The 16,850-nt window shown below is 67.6% G+C and carries 17 protein-coding genes; 9 read left to right on the forward strand and 8 right to left on the reverse strand.

Annotation, left to right across the window (positions count from 1 at the left end; genetic code table 11):
• Positions 1–7: 7 nt before the first annotated feature.
• From CIW53_RS00170 to CIW53_RS00195, 6 genes are read left to right on the forward strand one after another with little or no spacing between them, the layout of a single operon-like run.
• A complete protein-coding gene (locus CIW53_RS00170) occupies positions 8–721 on the forward strand; it encodes a xanthomonadin biosynthesis protein (RefSeq protein WP_242451721.1) in 714 nt (237 codons plus the stop codon).
• On the forward strand, positions 718–1,026 hold the full coding sequence (locus tag CIW53_RS00175) for a hydroxymyristoyl-ACP dehydratase (RefSeq protein ID WP_149362690.1): 309 nt from the start codon (positions 718–720) through the stop codon (positions 1,024–1,026). The genes CIW53_RS00170 and CIW53_RS00175 overlap by 4 nt, the downstream gene beginning before the upstream one ends.
• Positions 1,023–1,979: an acyltransferase gene (locus CIW53_RS00180; protein WP_149362691.1), complete on the forward strand. Its 957-nt coding sequence runs from the start codon at positions 1,023–1,025 to the stop codon at positions 1,977–1,979. Before CIW53_RS00175 ends, CIW53_RS00180 begins: the two co-directional genes overlap by 4 nt.
• Complete coding sequence (locus tag CIW53_RS00185) at positions 1,906–2,559, forward strand: LolA-related protein (RefSeq protein ID WP_149362692.1); 654 nt, start codon at positions 1,906–1,908, stop codon at positions 2,557–2,559. Before CIW53_RS00180 ends, CIW53_RS00185 begins: the two co-directional genes overlap by 74 nt.
• A gap of 2 nt (positions 2,560–2,561) precedes the next feature.
• Complete coding sequence (locus tag CIW53_RS00190) at positions 2,562–4,886, forward strand: MMPL family transporter (RefSeq protein ID WP_172969545.1); 2,325 nt, start codon at positions 2,562–2,564, stop codon at positions 4,884–4,886.
• On the forward strand, positions 4,870–5,310 hold the full coding sequence (locus tag CIW53_RS00195) for a phosphotransferase (protein WP_149362694.1): 441 nt from the start codon (positions 4,870–4,872) through the stop codon (positions 5,308–5,310). The genes CIW53_RS00190 and CIW53_RS00195 overlap by 17 nt, the downstream gene beginning before the upstream one ends.
• 113 nt (positions 5,311–5,423) lie before the next feature.
• Here CIW53_RS00195 and CIW53_RS00200 read toward each other — a convergent pair whose 3' ends face one another.
• The 6 genes from CIW53_RS00200 to CIW53_RS00225 form a co-directional block, all read right to left on the reverse strand.
• Positions 5,424–6,176 (reverse strand): hypothetical protein, encoded by a 753-nt coding sequence (locus CIW53_RS00200; protein WP_149362695.1) that lies wholly within the window; start codon positions 6,174–6,176, stop codon positions 5,424–5,426.
• A gap of 70 nt (positions 6,177–6,246) precedes the next feature.
• On the reverse strand, positions 6,247–7,935 hold the full coding sequence (locus CIW53_RS00205; protein ID WP_242451722.1) for a tryptophan 7-halogenase: 1,689 nt from the start codon (positions 7,933–7,935) through the stop codon (positions 6,247–6,249).
• A gap of 178 nt (positions 7,936–8,113) precedes the next feature.
• A complete protein-coding gene (locus tag CIW53_RS00210) occupies positions 8,114–9,370 on the reverse strand; it encodes a cation:proton antiporter (protein ID WP_149362696.1) in 1,257 nt (418 codons plus the stop codon).
• Positions 9,371–9,374: 4 nt separating this feature from the next.
• Positions 9,375–10,130, reverse strand: a complete 756-nt coding sequence (locus tag CIW53_RS00215) for a glycosyltransferase family 2 protein (protein WP_149362697.1) — start codon at positions 10,128–10,130, stop codon at positions 9,375–9,377.
• Positions 10,127–10,921: a beta-ketoacyl synthase chain length factor gene (locus tag CIW53_RS00220; protein WP_149362698.1), complete on the reverse strand. Its 795-nt coding sequence runs from the start codon at positions 10,919–10,921 to the stop codon at positions 10,127–10,129. The genes CIW53_RS00215 and CIW53_RS00220 overlap by 4 nt, the downstream gene beginning before the upstream one ends.
• A complete protein-coding gene (locus CIW53_RS00225) occupies positions 10,918–12,111 on the reverse strand; it encodes a beta-ketoacyl-[acyl-carrier-protein] synthase family protein (RefSeq protein ID WP_149362699.1) in 1,194 nt (397 codons plus the stop codon). The genes CIW53_RS00220 and CIW53_RS00225 overlap by 4 nt, the downstream gene beginning before the upstream one ends.
• 267 nt (positions 12,112–12,378) lie before the next feature.
• Here CIW53_RS00225 and hemF point away from each other — a divergent pair, with 267 nt between their 5' ends.
• A complete protein-coding gene (gene hemF, locus CIW53_RS00230) occupies positions 12,379–13,281 on the forward strand; it encodes an oxygen-dependent coproporphyrinogen oxidase (protein WP_149362700.1) in 903 nt (300 codons plus the stop codon).
• 108 nt (positions 13,282–13,389) lie between these two features.
• Here the strand turns inward: hemF and CIW53_RS00235 are convergent, their stop codons facing one another.
• Positions 13,390–14,034 carry a hypothetical protein gene (locus CIW53_RS00235; protein WP_149362701.1) on the reverse strand — a complete coding sequence of 215 codons (645 nt, stop codon included), beginning with the start codon at positions 14,032–14,034 and terminating at the stop codon, positions 13,390–13,392.
• A gap of 141 nt (positions 14,035–14,175) precedes the next feature.
• Here CIW53_RS00235 and gpmA point away from each other — a divergent pair, with 141 nt between their 5' ends.
• Both gpmA and CIW53_RS00245 read left to right on the forward strand, forming a co-directional pair.
• A complete protein-coding gene (gene gpmA / locus CIW53_RS00240; RefSeq protein WP_149362702.1) occupies positions 14,176–14,919 on the forward strand; it encodes a 2,3-diphosphoglycerate-dependent phosphoglycerate mutase in 744 nt (247 codons plus the stop codon).
• Positions 14,920–15,163: 244 nt separating this feature from the next.
• Positions 15,164–15,721, forward strand: coding sequence for a DUF1453 family protein (locus CIW53_RS00245; RefSeq protein ID WP_149362703.1), 558 nt, complete (start codon positions 15,164–15,166; stop codon positions 15,719–15,721).
• A gap of 6 nt (positions 15,722–15,727) precedes the next feature.
• Here CIW53_RS00245 and zapE read toward each other — a convergent pair whose 3' ends face one another.
• Positions 15,728–16,849 carry a cell division protein ZapE gene (gene zapE / locus CIW53_RS00250; protein ID WP_149362704.1) on the reverse strand — a complete coding sequence of 374 codons (1,122 nt, stop codon included), beginning with the start codon at positions 16,847–16,849 and terminating at the stop codon, positions 15,728–15,730.
• Between the last annotated feature and the right edge of the window lies 1 nt (position 16,850).

The raw sequence follows: 16,850 nt of genomic DNA on the forward strand, positions 1-16,850 counted from the left end.
CGGCATGATGTCCCACTCAACTGAAAACGCGCCGCGGCATCACGCGCTGCCACTGTTGCTGGCGACCTATCCGGTACTGGCGCTGGCGGGTGCGATCACCCATCGGCAAGTCTTCGCCCTGCTGGCGCTGGCCGTGCTGCTGACCCTGCCGATGCTGCCGCGTCTGCGTACCCGCCGGCTCCTGCCATGGCTCAGCTGGCTGGCGATGCTGGCCGCCCTGCTCGGCGTCTGGCTTGATGGCTTGGCCGACCTGGTGCTGGAGGCGGTGCCGGTGTTGATCAGCGCGGTGCTGGCCTGGGGCTTCGGCCATACCCTGACCACGGACGAGCCGCTGGTGGCGCGATTCATCGTCGCGATCGAAGGCGTCGCCCGGTTGCGCCAGCCCGGTGTCGCCCGCTACGCGCGGCAGGTCACTGCGTTCTGGACGATCCTGCTGGGCACGCAGGCGGTGCTGCTGGCGGTGTTGTGGCTGTGCGCCGATCGCAGCGGCTTGCTGGTGCGCGTCGGATGGGCCGCGCCGTGGCCGATACCCGAGCGCTGGGCCGCGATCTGGCTGCACGTGGGTTGTTACGCCGTGCTCGGTGCCGCGTTCGTGCTGGAATACGGCTATCGCCGCTGGCGGCTGCGCCACCTCGATCACCTCGCCTTGCCGATCATGCTGAAGCAGATGGCGCTGTGCTGGCCACGGTTGCGGCAGGGCAAGGAAGCGGCAACGCCATGAGCAGTCCCGTGTTCGAGCGGATCGTGCGCATCGCCGCCAACCATCCGGCGTTGCCCGGCCATTTCCCGGGACAGCCGCTGGTGCCGGGCGTGATCCTGCTGGAGCAAGTGGCGCTGGCTCTGCGTGCGTGGCGCGACCAGCGGCTGGGTCGCGTGCTGGAAGCGAAGTTCGTGGCGCCGTTGTTGCCGGAGCAGACCGCACTGCTGAAGCTGACGGAAATGACGCCGGGCGGCTCGCGGCTGCGCTTCGAGATCCGTTGCGAGGACGTGCTGCTGGCGCGCGGCCTGATCGAGGGCGCCGCATGAGCACGAACGAGCATTGGCAAAGCCGGCCCGAGGGCGGCGGGCGCTTTGCGCTCTGGCTGATCGTCATCATCGCGCTGCACGGCGGACGCCGGCTGGGCCGGCTGTTCCTGTATCCGATCACGCTGTATTTCTACCTGCGCCGCGCACCCGAGCGGCAGGCCTCGAAGCAGTATCTGCAACGCGTCTTCGGGCGTCCGGCCACCGCCTGGCAGGTGATGAAACACATCCATTGTTTCGCCGCCACCTGCCTCGACCGGATCTTCCTGCTGGCCCACGGCGAAAAGTCGTTCCAGATCGAAACGCAGGGCCTGGACCTGCTGGAGCAACGCGTCGCGGAAGGCCGCGGCGTGCTGCTGTTCGGCTCGCACCAGGGAAGTTTCGAGGCCTTGCGCGCGTTGCACACGCGCCGCCCCGACCTGTTGCTGCGGGTGGTGCTGGACAAGCAGAAAACCCCGGCGATGACCTCGCTGCTCGAAGCGCTGGCGCCGGACGTGGGCGCCAGCGTGATCGACGCGGCGCAGGATGGCACCTCGATCGTGCTGGCGATGGCCGAGACCTGCCAGGCCGGCGCGGTGGTTGCGATGCTGGCCGATCGCGGTCGCGGTCATGAGGTATTGCGGCGGGCCGAACTGCTCGGTTCGCCGGCGCCGTTCCCGGTCAGTCCGTGGTTGCTGGCGCATACCTTGCGGGTGCCGGTGTTACTGTGCTTCGGGCTGTACCTGGGGGGCAATCGCTACCGCCTGATCTTCGAAGATTTCAGCGAGCGGGTGGACATCCCGCGGCAGCAGCGCGGGCCCGCCCTGGACGCCCTGATCGGCCGCTACGCGCAGCGGCTGGAACACTACATTCACGTGGCTCCCTACAACTGGTTCAATTTCTATGATTTCTGGCAAGACGCGCCTGCTGTTGCTGAGTCTGACCCTGCCGCTGTGGGCGAGCGCCTCGGCGTCTGAGCCGGCGGCTCCGTCATCGGCACACACCCTGATTGCCGCGCTGGGCCATCCGGCGCCGGCGCATACCGCGTTTGCCGAAGCGCGCTTCATGCAGGTGCTGGATCGACCGCTGGTGGTGTCTGGCGAACTGTCGTGGCTCGGTGGCGACAAGTTGCAGCGTCGGGTCGACAAGCCGCAGGCCGAGACTGCCACCATCGCCGATGGTGAGGTCACCCAGGAACGCGTCGGCAAGAGCCCGCGCCACTTCTCGCTGAAGCGTGCGCCGCAACTGCAGGTGCTGCTGGACAGTTTCGTGGCCTTGCTCAGCGGTGATGCCGGCCGCCTGCAGCAGGCGTTCGACGTCCGCCAGACCGGCGACATCGACGGCGCCTGGACGCTGATGCTGACGCCGCTGGATGCGCGCGTGGCCAAGACCATCGCCAGCATCACCGTCGAAGGCAACACGAAGGAATCGCGCTGCATGTTCATGCAGGAAGCCGATGGCGACCTCACCATTGATCTTCTCGGCGTGCTGGCCAGCCGGATGCCGGCCGCGCCCACGCGCGAAGGGCTGCAGGCCCTGTGCCGGGATACGCACTGAGCATGCGCGGGCGTTCACGGGGGATCCTGTTGGTGGTGTGGTTGCTGGCGCTGGCCGGACTCGGCTGGATGGTCAGCCAGCGCTTGAAGATCAGCACCGACCTGCGCAGCTTCATGCCGGCGCCGACCACACCCGACCAGCGCCTGCTGATGGAGCAGGTCGGCGACGGACCGGGTTCGCGGTTGCTGCTGTTGTCGATCAGCGGCGCGCCGGACCCGCAGCTGGCGACGCTCAGCCAGGGCCTGGTCGCCGCGCTGAAACACGACAAGCGCTACAGCCAGGTCATCAATGGCAATTTCGATCTGGGCGCGCTGGACACCAGCCTGTTGCCCTATCGCTACCTGTTGTCGCCGACGCTGGATACGCAGCCGCTGGACCAGGCGTACCTGTCCGACCAGTTGCAACAGCGGCTGGATGACCTGTCCTCGCCGGCGGCCAGTTTGCTGAAAGGCCTGTTGCCGCGCGATCCCACGCTGGAGACGTTGAAGCTGGCCGAATTGTGGGCCCCGGCGAAGTCACCCGAAGTGCGCGAAGGCGTGTGGTTTTCGCCGCAGGACGAAGCGCTGCTGCTGGTGCAGACCGTGGCGGCGGGCTTCGACCCGGGCGCGCAGCAGCAGGCGATCGACGGCATCCGGCAGGCCTTCCACGCGCTGCCGGGCAGTGCCGGCGCAAAGCTTGAACTGAGCGGGCCGGGCTATTTCAGCGTGGTGATCGGCGCCCAGACGCGGCACCAGGCCGACTGGATCGGGCGCGTTTCCACCATCGGTTTCGTGGCCTTGTTGCTGCTGGCGTATCGCAGCTTCAGTTCGCTGTTGTTGTCGGCCTTGCCGATCGCCAGCGCCGGGCTGGCCGGCATTGCCGCGCTGACTGTCGCGTTCCCCGACGTGCATGGCCTGACCCTGGCGTTCGGCTTCACCCTGCTCGGGGTCGCACAGGAGTATCCGATCCGCGTGCTCAGCCACCGCCGCGCCGGCGAGGATGCGGTGCAGAGCGTGCGCGCGTTGTGGCCGCTGTTGCTCACCGCGATCGCCTCGGCCTGCATTGCCTATCTGGCCTTCTATGCGTCCGGCGTGAACGGGCTGAAGCAACTCGCCGTGTTCACCATCGTCGGTTTGCTGGTGGCAGGTTTCAGCACGCGGTACCTGCTGCCGCACCTGTTGCCTCGGCGCGTGCGCGACGTGGCCGACATGCGCTGGCTGATGCGCGCGCGCCACGTCGTCGACCGGCTGCCGCGACCGCGCTGGATTCCCGTGCTGGTGGCCGCCGCGATCGTGCTGATGCTGGCGATCGCGCCCGGTCCGTTCTGGCAGAACAATCTCGCCGCGCTGACGCCGCTGCCGCAGGACATGCTGCTGCACGATGCGCGCTTGCGCGAGGCGCTGGGCGCGCCGGACGTGCGCTATCTGCTGATCCTGCAGGCGCCGACCGAACAAGGCGTGCTGGCGCTGTCGGAAACGCTGCAGCCGAAGGTCGACGCGCTGGTGGCGAAGCATGCGGTCGACGCGCTGGACCTCCCCTCGCGCTACCTGCCGACGGTGGCGCTGCAGCTGGCGCGGCAAAAAAAGTTGCCGGATCAGGCGACCTTGCGGCACGCCCTGGACGAAGCGTTGCAGGGCATGCCGTTTCGCGCCGACCTGTTCCAGCCGTTCCTGGATGATGTGGCCGTCGCGCGCCAGTTGCCGCCACTGACGCCGGCACGCTACGCGCAGTCGCCGTTGGGCCAGCGACTGGCCGCCACGTTGGTGCAACGCGACGGGCACTGGCTGGGGCTGGGTACGGTCAGCGGCGTGCATGACGTCACGGCATTGCGGGCATTGGGTGAAAACACCAACGGCACGGTCAGGCTGCTCGATCTGAAGGCGGCCTCCGAGTCGCTGGTGGTCGACTACCGCACGCGCATCCTGCAGGCACTGCTGGCGGCGGCGGTGCTGCTGGTGCTGACCATCAGCTTCGCGTTGCGCAGCGTGCGACGCGCCTGGCACGTGCTGGCGCCGATGACGCTGGCCACCTTCCTGGTGCTGGCGGTCGAGCGCATGGCCGGCATCGAGATCTCGCTGTTCCACCTGGTGGCGCTGATCCTCGCCGGCGGCCTCGGCCTGCACTACGCGCTGTTCTTCGAGCGCGACACCGGCGACCCGGCCGAGCAGCGGCGCACCCTGCACGCCACCATCGTCTGCGTGCTGTCCGCATTGCTGGTGTTCGGCATGCTGGCATGGGCGACCATTCCGGTACTGCGCGCGATCGGGCTCACCGTAAGCCTGGGTGTGGCGTTCCATTTCTGTCTCTCGATCCTGATGGCGCCGCATACGCATGTTGCCGAAGACTGACTGGGCCCATCTGATCCCGCACGCCGGCACGATGTGCCTGCTCGATGCGGTGCAGGCGTGGGACGAGCAGACCGTCCACGCCACCAGTGCAGGCCACGCGCACCCGGACCATCCGCTGCGCGGCCCGCACGGCCTGCACGCCGTGCATCTTGCCGAATACGGAGCGCAGGCGATGGCCGTGCACGGTGCCCTGCTGGCCCGCTCGCGCGGCAATTGTGCGGTGCGCGCCGGCATGCTGGTCAGCCTGCGCGAGGTGCAGTTGTTCGCGGAATTTGTCGACCAGATGGATGGACGTCTGGACGTCCATGCCGAATGTCTTTACGCCGGCGAGGGCGGTGCGCAGTATGCGTTCCGGGTCGAACATCGCGGCCGGCTGCTCGCCAGCGGACGTGCCGCCGTGATTCATCCGTCGGCGGATGACTGAGCGGTTGTGACAAGCGCTGACCGGGCGATGCGTGGCGACGACCGCGATACCCCGCAAACGAACAAGGCACCGCATCGCCGCGGTGCCTTGTTCACTTGCGACGTCGCGAAAGCTCAATCGACGCCGAAGTCGTAAGCCTTGGCGGCTGCCGCGTTCTGCGCGAAATAAGTCCAGAAACCGTAGCCGGCCGGCATCTGCGCCAGCACCAGGTAGGCGTATTCCTCACCGGCCTGCAGCGGCTTGGCCGGCTTGATGCTGTAGTTGCCGTTGCCGAGGTCCGTGGTGGTGACCTCGACTTCGCGATCGGTCGTGCTGCCGCTGAATACCACGTAGCGCGAGTCGCGGTCCTTGTGCTGGCCGAGGTGGACCAGTCGCACCGTCAACGGGTCGATGTCGGTGGTGAACGCCGGTGTCGCGGAGGTACGCAGCGGCGCGTGATGGTTCTTGATGAACATGAAGGTTTCCGGACCGCCGACGTGGAACGGGATCCACGCCTTGCGGTTGGACAGTTCCGCCGTCACCCGCACCGGCGTCATCGTGCTGGAGTGGCCGCCGGCATCGACAAAACGAAATTCCCCGCCATCGGCGTGGCCAGCATGGCTGCCGCCGTCGTTGCTGTCGTGCACGGTGCCGGACGCCTGGATCATCTTGCTGATCAATGCAGACGACACGCCGGCATGCTTGAGGCTGGACAGCGCTTTCGGGCTGGTGTCGAAGTGGTTCTGCGAGGTGTCGATCTTGGTGCCGATGATCTGCTGGTCCAGGCCGAGCTTGACCATCTCCACCACGGTCTTGTTGTCGAGCGTATCGCCGGCAAAAGCGGGCATGGCCAGGGCGAGCAGGAATACGGCAATCAAAGTACGCATGAAACAGTTCCCTTGTTGGATGTGTCCGGAAAGTATGTCATATCGCCGCGAAGCCCCGCGGGCGTGGGCATCAGGGTGTGGCGAACGGCGCGGGTTGCCCCGGCGCGGCTACCAGATCCTCGCAGCCTTCGCGCAGGGATTCGCCGCCATCGACGACGGCACGCCCGACGATGCTCGCCGCCAGGCCCTGCAGCAGTTGCACGTTTTCGTGCAGGCGGGTGCGCACGCCGGCGTCGTCGAGCGTGTCGTGCATGGCCACGTTCAACGCGGTGAACCAGGGCAGTTCGCGCTGGTCCAGCATCACCGCCTCGTTGGTCGGCGGTGCGAACGCGTGCCAGTCGCGGAACAGTTGCTGCATGCGCTCGTTGAGCTGTTGCGCATGCGCCAGTTGCGGCCCCATGTCGGCGAACAACGCGGCGTCGCCAAGCCGGCGCTGGAACACCAGCTGGCACAGCACGCCCCAATAGAACGCGTGGTCCCAGATGATCTTGGCCGCCATCACCCGCACGTTGCCGAACAGCGGGTACTGGCCGCGGAAGATCGCCAGCATGCTGTCGTAGAACGACTGGTACAAACGTTCGTAGAGCCGCACGCGCGGCGCCAGCGCGGTACCGGCGCGATCGTCGCCGATCAGCTGGCAGATGAAGGTGTTGGCGATGCCGATGAAGTCGCTGCCGGGCGAATAGAACGGATCGAGGAAGGCGCCCGCCTCGCCGGTCAGTGCCCAGCGATCGGCGCTGAATACCTTGCTGCAGCCGTGGGAGTAGTTCTTGAGGAAGCGGAAATCCAGCAGCTTGTCGCGTCGCTTGGCCACTTCGCGCGCCACCGCCGGCTGGTGTTGCCCCAGCCAGGCCAGGGCGCGCTCGAAATCGTTGAACGTGTCCAGCGGGTGGATGTCGGCATCGGCGACGATGCCGACCGAGTGCGCGCCCGACGCCAGCGGAATCAGCCAAACCCAGTAGCCGTGACCACACAGGTGGTTGGTGGAGCGCCAGCGCTCGGGCGGCTTGCAACGCGCGCGCCAGGCGGGATTGTCGACCCAGTCGTCGAGTTCGAGGCGATCGTCGATGCGGAACCATGCGGCGTTGACGCGATGGCCGTTGTCGACGGTGAGTTCAAGCCGGCGGCGGATCAGGCCGGCACGGCCGGAGGCGTCGACCAGCCAGCGCGCGTCGATTTGACAATCACCGCCCGGGCCGCTGCAGCGCACGCTGTGCCGCTCGTCGCCCTTGCCGAGATCGAATCCGCGCACGCGGGTGCCTTCGCGGAAATCGATGCCGCGGCGGTGCACTTCGGCGCCCAGGAAGTTCTCGAAGATGCCGCGATCGAGCTGGTAGCTGGGTGCCGGAAACACCTCGCTCACGCCCAGCTCGGTCACCTGGTCGATGTCGCTGCGGCCGTCGGAGAAGAAATAGCGCAGGCCGAACTTCAGGATGTGCTCGCGCCGCAGGTAGTCGCGCAGGCCGAGCACCTCGCCGAAATAATGTGCGCCCACGTCCACCGTCGACTCGCCGACCTTGTGCGCCGCGGCCGGCAGCGGATGCGTGCCGCGCTCCAGCACCACGATGTCGAGATCGGGAAAGGCGTCATGCAGTTGCAGCGCCAGGGTGAGTCCGGCCAGGCCGCCGCCGAGGATGACGACGTCGTGGGTCGATGTGCGATGGGGTGCCGGCTCAGCGGTGGGCTCGGTGGCGGTCACGGTATCGCGACCGTCGCCGGCAATGATCGGTGCGCCGTGCGCGCGGGGACAACCGGCCACAATCTGTCCATGATGGGATTTCCGTCCGCTGGTGTGGGAAGTGATGTTGCCTGCCGGGCCGGAATGGCCCGGACGCAGCGCGTCATCATAGCGTAGGGCGACGTTGCATCGGCCACGGTGCCCGCGTGCCTTGCATCGTTCGCGAGGGCCTCCGCCGCGGGCGTGGCGGAGGCGGTATTCAACATGCGTCCGGCTGCTGCGGGATCACCGCGACAGCCTGGCGGTACCGATTGAAGTACAGCACCATCGGCGTGGTCAGCATCGTGGTGACGATGGCCATCAGCAACAGCAAGGTGAACATCTCGCGGCCGATCACGCCAGCGTCGAGGCCGATCTTCAGCACGATCAGTTCGACCATGCCGCGCGCATTCATCAGCGAGCCGACCGCGAAACTCTCGCGCCAGCCGTACCCGCCCACGCGCGCGCCCACGGCGCCACCGATCACCTTGCCCAGCACGGCCACGGCGAGGATCAAGGCGAAGGCGCCGAGCGCCTCATGGTGGAGCGCGTCGATACTGGTGTTGAGCCCGGTCAGCGCGAAGAACACCGGCATCAGCGCGATCACCGCGACATGTTCCAGCCGCTCGATCAGCCCGGCCAGCAACGCATCGTCGCGCGGCAGGCTCAGGCCGAACAGGAACGCGCCGAACACCGCATGCAGGTGCAGCCACTCGGTCAGCGCGGCGCATCCAAGCGCGCCGATCAGCAGCACGGCCAGCACGCTACCGTCTGGACGTCCATTCGCCGCGTGCCGTGCGAGCCAGCGCCGCAGCAGTGGGCGAAGCAGCGCGAAACACAACACCAGCATTGCGCCGACTCCGGTCACGCTGCGCCAGAACGGCGCCCAGTCGCCATGTGCGGAGATCAGTGCGACGGTGAGCGCCAGCAGGATCCACGCCAGCACGTCGGCGATGGCTGCCGCGGCCATCGCGAGCTGACCGGCCGGGGTGCGGGTGATCTGGCGATCCTTGAGGATGCGTGCCAGCACCGGCATCGCGGTGACTGCCAGCGATGCGGCCATGAACAGCGCGAACGGCCAATATGCGATGCCGGCCGGCGCGTAGCGTGTGTAGAGCATCGGCGTGATCAGCAGGGCCAGGCCGATCGGCAGCGCTACCGCGAGCCCCGCGACGGCGCCGGCGGCGCGCAGGGTTTGCCGCACGCCGTCGGGCAGGCGCAGTTCGGCGCCGACGATGAACATGAAAAGCACCAGGCCGATCTCGCTGAGGCCATTCAACGTCGGCAGGCTGGCGGGTGCGAACAGCCAACCCTGCCATGCCGGCGCCAGTGCGCCAAACACCATCGGGCCGAGCGCGAGGCCGGCAATCATTTCACCGATCACCGGTGGCTGGCCGATCCAGCGCAGCAGCCACGCCAGGCCGCGCGAGACAAGCAGGATCACCATCAATTGCAGGGGTAGCAGTGCCTGGCCCATGCCGTCAGCCAGCCTTGCTGTCGATGATGAGGGGCGTGCCGCGCGAACGACGATAGCTGGCCATGATGCTGCCGTAGTGGAATACCCGGCCGACAGTGTAGAGAGCGATGCGGGTGACATCGCGCACCGGCCTGAAATGGCTGGGCCGGAACACGCCGTGATAGCGCGAAGCGATCGGCACCGAGACCACGCCGAGCTGTTTCTCGCGCGAGGCGGCGATCAGGATCGCTGCCTCGAAGACGAAGCCTTGCGCCGGCAGGTCGACCAGGTCCAGCGCCGCATGCGGGTACCAGCGCTGGCCGCTCTGGGTATCCGCGATGGGCTGCGCGCAGGCAATGGAGATGCCCCAGTCGGCGACCGCGTTGGCCCGGCGGCGGCCCGGCGGTTGCTGCTCGCGTTCGAGCAGGCGGGCGCCGATCACGATGTGGGCGGGATAGCGCCTGGCCGTGGCCACGATGCGCGGGATGTCGCTGGCCTGATGCTGGCCGTCACCATCCATCGTCAATACCGCGTCGTAGCCTTGCCGCCGCGCTTCGCGAATACCGCGCCGAAGCGCCTCGCCCTTGCCGCGGCGCCGCTCCTGGCGCAGCAGGGTGACCGGCAGGGTGGCGACGATTTGCGGCGTGCGATCGTCCGAGCCGTCGTCGACCACGATCACCGCGGCGCCGAGCGCGAGTACCGACTCGACCACCGACTGGATGGCCGCCTCTTCGTTGAGGCAGGGAATCAGTACGCACCAGCGGGCGGCGGCGGTATTCAAGTGACGTGCTCCACGTCGACCTGCAATCCCAGTGCCTCGGCGGCGGCCAGTTGGCAGCGACCATTCTTCGTGCCGGCCAGCAATGCCAGCAAAGGCAAGCCGGCCGCCGAAGGAGTGGCGACACGCCAGCCGGCCAATGGCTCGACCAGCGGATCGACGGTGCTGCCGGCGGTCACTTCCAGATCGAGCCTGGCCCGTGCCGACGCACCGGCCTGCGGCGCCAGTACCAGCGCGCTGCCGAAGGGCTGGGTACTGCCGGTGACGTCGCGCAACGGGCCGCAGCCGGCGATATCGCTGCACACCAGCAACACCGGATGCTGTTCGGCCACGACCTGGCTGGCCGCTTCCAGCAGCGCCGCGCCGAAACTCGCCGCTTGCGCGCATATCGAGGTGGATGGTGCGTGGCAGCCCGTGGCGATGGTCCAGTAGCCGACCGCGGCGTTGTGCACCGAATTGTGGAAGCGGATCGGCGACAGTTCGGTCGGCGCGCGCGCCAGCGTGGCGCACATGTAGTCGGTGATCGCCTGGTCGCCGTGCGCGGAAGCGAACACGCAAGCCAGCGTGGCGGCGTCGCGGTTGCTCATCGTCACGGCCTGGCCGGCGGCCTCGATTGCCAGCAGCACGCTTTCCGGTGCCCGCCGGCGTTCGTTCGCCGGCAGGGTGGTGGCAGCCGGCCGTGCAGCCGGAAGCTCCGGCGTGGCGCCGGCCAGCACATCCCGCAAGGCGGCGAAGTTGGCCAGCTGCGGTGACCACAGGCCGATGCCTTCCACGTAGATGCGCAGCACGCTCATGCGACAAACCCCGCGCGGGCGAACGCGAGGCAGGCGTTGTTGCCGCCGAAACCGAACGAGTTGCTGAGCGCCACGTCGACGCGCTGATGTTCGTTGCGCCAGGCGAATTGCGGGCCGCAACCGGGATCGGGTGTCTCGCCGCCGAGGTTGCCGGGGACCAGCCCGTGCTCGATCGCCTGCAAGGCGATGGTCGCCTCGACGATTCCCGCCGCGCCCAGCGTGTGGCCGGTGTAGCCCTTGGTGGAACTGGCCCGTGTCGTGGCCGGAAAAGCACGCCCGACCAGGGCCGCCTCCACCTCGTCGTTCTTCCGGCTGGCGGTGCCGTGCAGGTTGATGTAATCGACCTGGGCTGCGTCGAGGCCGGCACGCGCCAGTGCGTCGTTCAACGCCAGCTCGGCGCCAAGGCCATCGGGGTGCGGCGTGGACATGTGGTGCGCGTCGCTGGCCTCGCCGTAGCCGAGCAGCTGCGGCGCGTCGGGCGCGGTGTCGCTGCGTTCGAGCAGGGCGAAGCCGGCCGCTTCGCCGATCGAGATGCCACTGCGCGCGGCATCGAATGGCCGACAGGGTTCGGTGGATACCAGCTCCAGCGCGTTGAAGCCGAACAGCACACTGTCGCACAGCGTATCGACGCCGCCGACCACGGCCGCGTCGATCAGGCCAAGCTGGATCAGCCGCTCGGCGCTGGCGAATACCTTGGCGCTGGACGAACATGCCGTTGAAATCGTCAGGCACGGCCCGTCGAGCTCCAGCGCTGCCGCGACGAAGGAGGCCAGCGAATGCGGTGTGTGGACTGCCGGCCGACGCATGTCGTCGGGAAAAGCTCCATCGGGGCCGAGTTGGCGGTACGCCTTCTCGGTGGCGTCGATGCTGGCGGTGGACGTACCCAGCAGCAGCGCGATGCGGCCGGCACCGTAACGCGCACGGGCGGCATGCACGCGCTGGAGGAAACCGTCCTGGTTCAGGCCCAGCCAGGCCAGCCGGTTGTTGCGGCAATCCCACGCTTCGAGCGCGGCGGGCAGGGCAATGGCTTCCACGCCGTCGACGCGACCGATCCAGCAGTCCAGCGGCGTGGTGCTGATGTCGTTCGGACGCAGTCCGCTGCGCGCGTGTCGCAAGGCATCGAGCTGCGCCGCAAGGCCGCAACCCATGGCGGAGGTGGCGGTGTACGCGGTGACCGCGAGAGGTGTCATGAAAGTGGGCATCGTGAGAGCCTAGCGGTCATTCCCGCAACTTGCCTAGTCGGCGGCCAACTCGTTGAACAAGAGCAGGCATCGTCGCCAGCGCTGCATGAAGGCACCGCGAACGTTCTTGCCGCCGCGTCATGCGATCCGGCCCACCGGTTCGCGCGAGCACGGCGATCCGGAATCCTCTGGCCGGCGCGGCTGCGCGACGACACGTCGCAGCCGCCGACGGGAGGCTCTTGTTAAGCTCCCGCCATCGAATCGACGAGTCAGACGATGAGCCAGCAAGCCGATCTTGCCGAAACCTTCCTGCGCGGGCTGCAGGACCGCATCTGCGCCGCCATCGAACAGGTCGACGGTCGCGCGCGTTTCGAGGAGGACGCGTGGCAGCGCGCCGCCGGTGGCGGCGGGCGCACCCGCGTGCTGCGTGACGGCGCGGTGTTCGAACAGGCCGGAGTGAATTTTTCGCGCGTGTCCGGTCACCCGTTGCCACCCAGCGCGACTGCGCACCGGCCCGAGCTGGCCGGCGGCAGCTTCATCGCCACCGGCGTGTCGCTGGTGCTGCATCCGAACAACCCGCATGTGCCGACCACGCATGCCAATGTGCGTTACTTCGAAGCCAGCAAGGATGGCGTGGAACCGGCGTGGTGGTTCGGCGGCGGTTTCGACCTGACTCCGTTCTACCCGGTGGATGAAGACGTGCGGCATTGGCACACGGTGGCGCGCGACCTTTGCGAGCCGTATGGCGCGGACGTCTACCCGCGCTACAAGAAATGGTGCGACGAATACTTCTACCTCAAGCACCGCGACGAAACCCGCGGCGTCGGCGGATTGTTCTACGACGACTTGAACGAAGGCGGCTTCGAGCGCTGTTTCGCGTTCACCCAGGCGGTGGGCCAGGGATTTCTCGACGCCTACCTGCCGATCGTGGCGCGCCGCAAGGACACGCCTTACGGCGAACGCGAGCGCGAGTTCCAGTTGTATCGGCGCGGCCGCTACGTGGAATTCAATCTGGTCTACGACCGCGGCACGTTGTTCGGCCTGCAATCCGGTGGCCGCACCGAGTCCATCCTGATGAGCCTGCCGCCGCGCGTGCGCTTCGAATATGCGTACACGCCGGAGGCCGGCTCCGCCGAAGCGAAGCTGGTCGACTATCTGAGGCCGCGCGACTGGTTGTGAGGGCGTGGAGCGAGAAGTGAGTGGAGAGGAGTGAGAAGTGAGAGAAAGCAAGGCGCCCGGGCTCGGGCTTCTCTCTCACTTCTCACTCCTCTCCACTCACTCCTGCCTTTAGAACTTCACCACCGTGGCGCCTTTCACCGGACCGATCTGCGCGCTGTCGCTGACTTTCAGCACCACCTCGCGATGAAACTCCAGGGTGCCCTGCACCACCGCGTGCGGGCCGATCACCACCAGCGGCGTGCGGCTGTTGAAGTTGAACCAGCCGCTGGGCTTCTCGACCAGGATGCCGCCCTCGACATGCGAGTTCGCACCGATCGTGATGTCGCCGCCGACCGTGTGGATGCCGCCGGCGACGTGCGCGGCGTTCAGCACGATGGTGCCGTTGACGTTGCCGAGCTTGCCGCCGACATCGGCGCCTTCGGCCAGTTCGATGCGACCGTTGACGGCGTCCACTTCGCCAGTGACCCGACTGTCGCGGCCCATGCTGATCGCGCCGTTGACCGTGCCCAGCGAGGTCGCCTGTGCCTTGTCGCCCAGTTCGACCGCGCCGTTGACGGTGCTGGCCTTGTGCACCCTGGCTCCGGCGGCAACACGCACCGCGCCGTTCACCGTGCTGACGTCACCGGCCTGCTGGCCGGCGTCGACCTGGGCGGTGCCGTTGACCTTGTCGATATCGCCGTCCTGCGCGGCTGCCACAAGTGGCAGGGTCAGCGCGAGCGCGGCGAGGATGAGAACCGTCGAAAAGCGACGCATGGCAGTCTCCGTGGGTGGGTAGTCGACATAGGATGCCGCGTCCGTGCGAAGGGTTTAGCGTGACCTGTGGCAGGGGCCGCATTTGACGATGCCCAAGCCGGCCGGCACCATTCCCCGTTCAGCCCTCCTGTCGGATACCTCATGCACAAGCTCGTCCTGATCCGCCACGGTCAATCGCAGTGGAACCTCGACAACCGCTTCAGCGGCTGGGCCGACGTCGACCTCACCGAGCAGGGCATGACCGAGGCACGCGAAGCCGGCCGGCTGCTGCAGGCGGACGGCTATGCGTTCGACGTGGCGCACACCTCGGTGCTCAAGCGTGCGGTGCGCACCCTGTGGGGCGTGCAGGATGCGATGGACCTGATGTGGATTCCGGTGCTCACCGACTGGCGTCTCAACGAGCGCCACTACGGCGCGCTGACCGGCCTCAACAAGGCCGAGACGGCGGCAAAGTACGGTGAAGACCAGGTCAAGATCTGGCGCCGCAGCTACGACATCCCGCCGCCGCCGCTGGACCGGGTCGCCAACGAGTCGGTGCACGATCCGCGTTATGCCTCGCTCGACCCGAAGGACATCCCCGATACCGAGTGTCTGAAAGACACCGTCGCCCGCGTGCTGCCTTACTGGCACGACGTGCTGGCGCCGGCGATCGCCGCCGGTCAGCGCGTGCTGGTGGCCGCGCACGGCAACTCGCTGCGCGCGCTGGTGAAATACCTCGACGGCATTTCCGACGAGGCGATCGTCGAGCTCAACATTCCCAATGGCGTGCCGCTGGTGTACGAGTTCGACGACGAGCTCAAGCCGCTGCGCCACTACTACCTCGGCGACGCTGATGCGATCGCGGCCAAGATGGCCGCGGTGGCAAACCAGGGCAAGGCGAAATAACGCCGCCCGGCCACATTCTCGAGGGAGCCCGCTGGCGGGCGATGCTCTTCGCTCTTTCCGCTCGCCTCTCGCAAAAAGCATCGCCCGCCAGCGGGCTCCTACGAAGACGCACGCAGGGTGAGGGCAGCGCTTGCCGCCATCTCCGGGCTTTCACTCCCCATCGCAACAGGGTGACAATCGTCAGTCGTTCCGCGCGTATCCATCGCATTAAGCTGGTGGCCGACCTCTCGCCCGGATAGTGCCCATGCCTGCGCACCTGACCAATTACCTCGTCATGCTGCCGATCCTCGCCTGGATCATCTGGCGTCGCATCAGCCGCCAGTTCGGTCGCCAGCCGATCCGGCGCAAGCGGATGATCTTCCGCATCGCGGTGTTTTCGTTCCTCGGTTGCATGCTGGCGCTCAGCGGTCTGCACAAACTGGCGCTGGCCGAAGGCCTGCTCGCCGGCGTGCTGCTCGGCGGCGCGATCGGCCTGCTCGGCCTGCGCCTGACCCGCTTCGAGGTCGATCCGGTCAAGGGCGACTGCTATGTGCCGAACCCGTGGATCGGTGCCCTGCTCACCGCCCTGCTGCTGGGCCGGCTGGCCTGGCGCTTCCTGGTGGTGTGGCCGCAGATGCAGCATGTGGCGGCCGCGGCGCAGACCGGGGGCTACCCGATACACCCGCTGGGCTACGCCTCCAGCCCGTTGACCATGCTGGTGATCGGCCTGTTGATCGGCTACTACATCGCCTACTTCAGCGGCCTGCTGATCCACCACCGGCGTTTCCAGCGGTCGCATCCGGGCGTTGCGACGGCGCCATAAGCGGGCTCATTCCGCCCGATGCGGCAGCGCCAGGTATTCCTCGCTCTGCATCTCGATCAGGCGCGATTCGGTGCGGCCGAATTCGGCGCGCAGGCGTTCGCCGTCGTACAGCGCAGTGATCGGCGCGGCGGCGGAGAGCACCAGTTTCACGTGGCGGTCGTAGAACTCGTCGACCAGTTGCACGAAGCGCTTGGCGGCGTCCTCGCCGTAGATCGTGAACTGCGGGACGTTGGAGACGATGACGGTCGGGCCGGCCTTGGCCAGGGCGATGTAGTCGGCGACGGCGCGCGGGCCTTCGCACAAGGCGGCGAAGTCGAACCACAGGATGGTGTCGGCGCGCTTGTGCAGCGGGATGTCGCGGCCGTTGACGTGCAGCAAGCCGCCCTCGCTCACCTTGCCGCTGGCCTGGTTGGCGAAGATGCGTTCCAGCGCACGATGCGCCTCGGCGCCGGGCGGGGTCAGGTAGACCGGGGCCTGGGTCAGTGCGCGCAGGCGCCAGTCGTGCGAGGAAGCCATCTCGACCACCTGGCAGTGCCGCTCGATCAGCGCGATCGCGGGCAGGAAGCGCGCGCGTTGCAGGCCGCCCTTGTACAGGTTCGCCGGGGCGGTGTTGGAGGTGGTGACCAGGGTCACGCCGCGCGCGAACAGCGCGTCGAGCAGGTTCGCCAGGATCATCGCGTCGCCGATGTCATTGACCAGGAACTCGTCCAGGCACAGCACACGGCAACGCGCGGCGATGCCGGTGGCCACTTCGACCAGCGGACTCTGCCGCTCGCCCAGTGCGCGCAGGCTTTCATGCACCTCGCCCATGAAGCGATGGAAGTGCCGGCGCAGCACCACGCCGTGCGGCAGGCTGGCAGCGAACAGGTCCATCAGGAAGGTCTTGCCGCGGCCGACCGTGCCCCACAGGTACAGGCCGGCTACCGGCGACGCGGCCGGCTCCGTGCCGAGCAAGGATTTCAGCCGTCCAAACAGGCCGTCGTCGACGACCGGTTCGCGGCACAGCGCCGCATGCATGCGGTCGAACTCGGGCAGCAGCGCCAACTGGGTCGGGTCGGACTCCCAGCGATGTGCGGCGACGCCTTCGTGATAGCGCGCACTGGGGGTGAGCGTGAGGGTTTCACTCATG

It is taken from the genome of Rhodanobacter sp. T12-5 (assembly GCF_008329435.1).
Lineage (GTDB): Bacteria > Pseudomonadota > Gammaproteobacteria > Xanthomonadales > Rhodanobacteraceae > Rhodanobacter.

What these genes read in the sequence shown, in the direction of transcription:
- CIW53_RS00170 (WP_242451721.1), top strand. Translation starts at nt 8, where the DNA reads ATGTCCCACTCAACTGAAAACGCGCCGCGGCATCACGCGCTGCCACTG.
- CIW53_RS00175 (WP_149362690.1), top strand. Translation starts at nt 718, where the DNA reads ATGAGCAGTCCCGTGTTCGAGCGGATCGTGCGCATCGCCGCCAACCAT.
- CIW53_RS00180 (WP_149362691.1), top strand. Translation starts at nt 1,023, where the DNA reads ATGAGCACGAACGAGCATTGGCAAAGCCGGCCCGAGGGCGGCGGGCGC.
- CIW53_RS00185 (WP_149362692.1), top strand. Translation starts at nt 1,906, where the DNA reads ATGATTTCTGGCAAGACGCGCCTGCTGTTGCTGAGTCTGACCCTGCCG.
- CIW53_RS00190 (WP_172969545.1), top strand. Translation starts at nt 2,562, where the DNA reads ATGCGCGGGCGTTCACGGGGGATCCTGTTGGTGGTGTGGTTGCTGGCG.
- CIW53_RS00195 (WP_149362694.1), top strand. Translation starts at nt 4,870, where the DNA reads ATGTTGCCGAAGACTGACTGGGCCCATCTGATCCCGCACGCCGGCACG.
- CIW53_RS00200 (WP_149362695.1), bottom strand. Translation starts at nt 6,176, where the DNA reads ATGCGTACTTTGATTGCCGTATTCCTGCTCGCCCTGGCCATGCCCGCT.
- CIW53_RS00210 (WP_149362696.1), bottom strand. Translation starts at nt 9,370, where the DNA reads ATGGGCCAGGCACTGCTACCCCTGCAATTGATGGTGATCCTGCTTGTC.
- CIW53_RS00220 (WP_149362698.1), bottom strand. Translation starts at nt 10,921, where the DNA reads ATGAGCGTGCTGCGCATCTACGTGGAAGGCATCGGCCTGTGGTCACCG.
- CIW53_RS00225 (WP_149362699.1), bottom strand. Translation starts at nt 12,111, where the DNA reads ATGACACCTCTCGCGGTCACCGCGTACACCGCCACCTCCGCCATGGGT.
- hemF (WP_149362700.1), top strand. Translation starts at nt 12,379, where the DNA reads ATGAGCCAGCAAGCCGATCTTGCCGAAACCTTCCTGCGCGGGCTGCAG.
- CIW53_RS00235 (WP_149362701.1), bottom strand. Translation starts at nt 14,034, where the DNA reads ATGCGTCGCTTTTCGACGGTTCTCATCCTCGCCGCGCTCGCGCTGACC.
- gpmA (WP_149362702.1), top strand. Translation starts at nt 14,176, where the DNA reads ATGCACAAGCTCGTCCTGATCCGCCACGGTCAATCGCAGTGGAACCTC.
- CIW53_RS00245 (WP_149362703.1), top strand. Translation starts at nt 15,164, where the DNA reads ATGCCTGCGCACCTGACCAATTACCTCGTCATGCTGCCGATCCTCGCC.
- zapE (WP_149362704.1), bottom strand. Translation starts at nt 16,849, where the DNA reads ATGAGTGAAACCCTCACGCTCACCCCCAGTGCGCGCTATCACGAAGGC.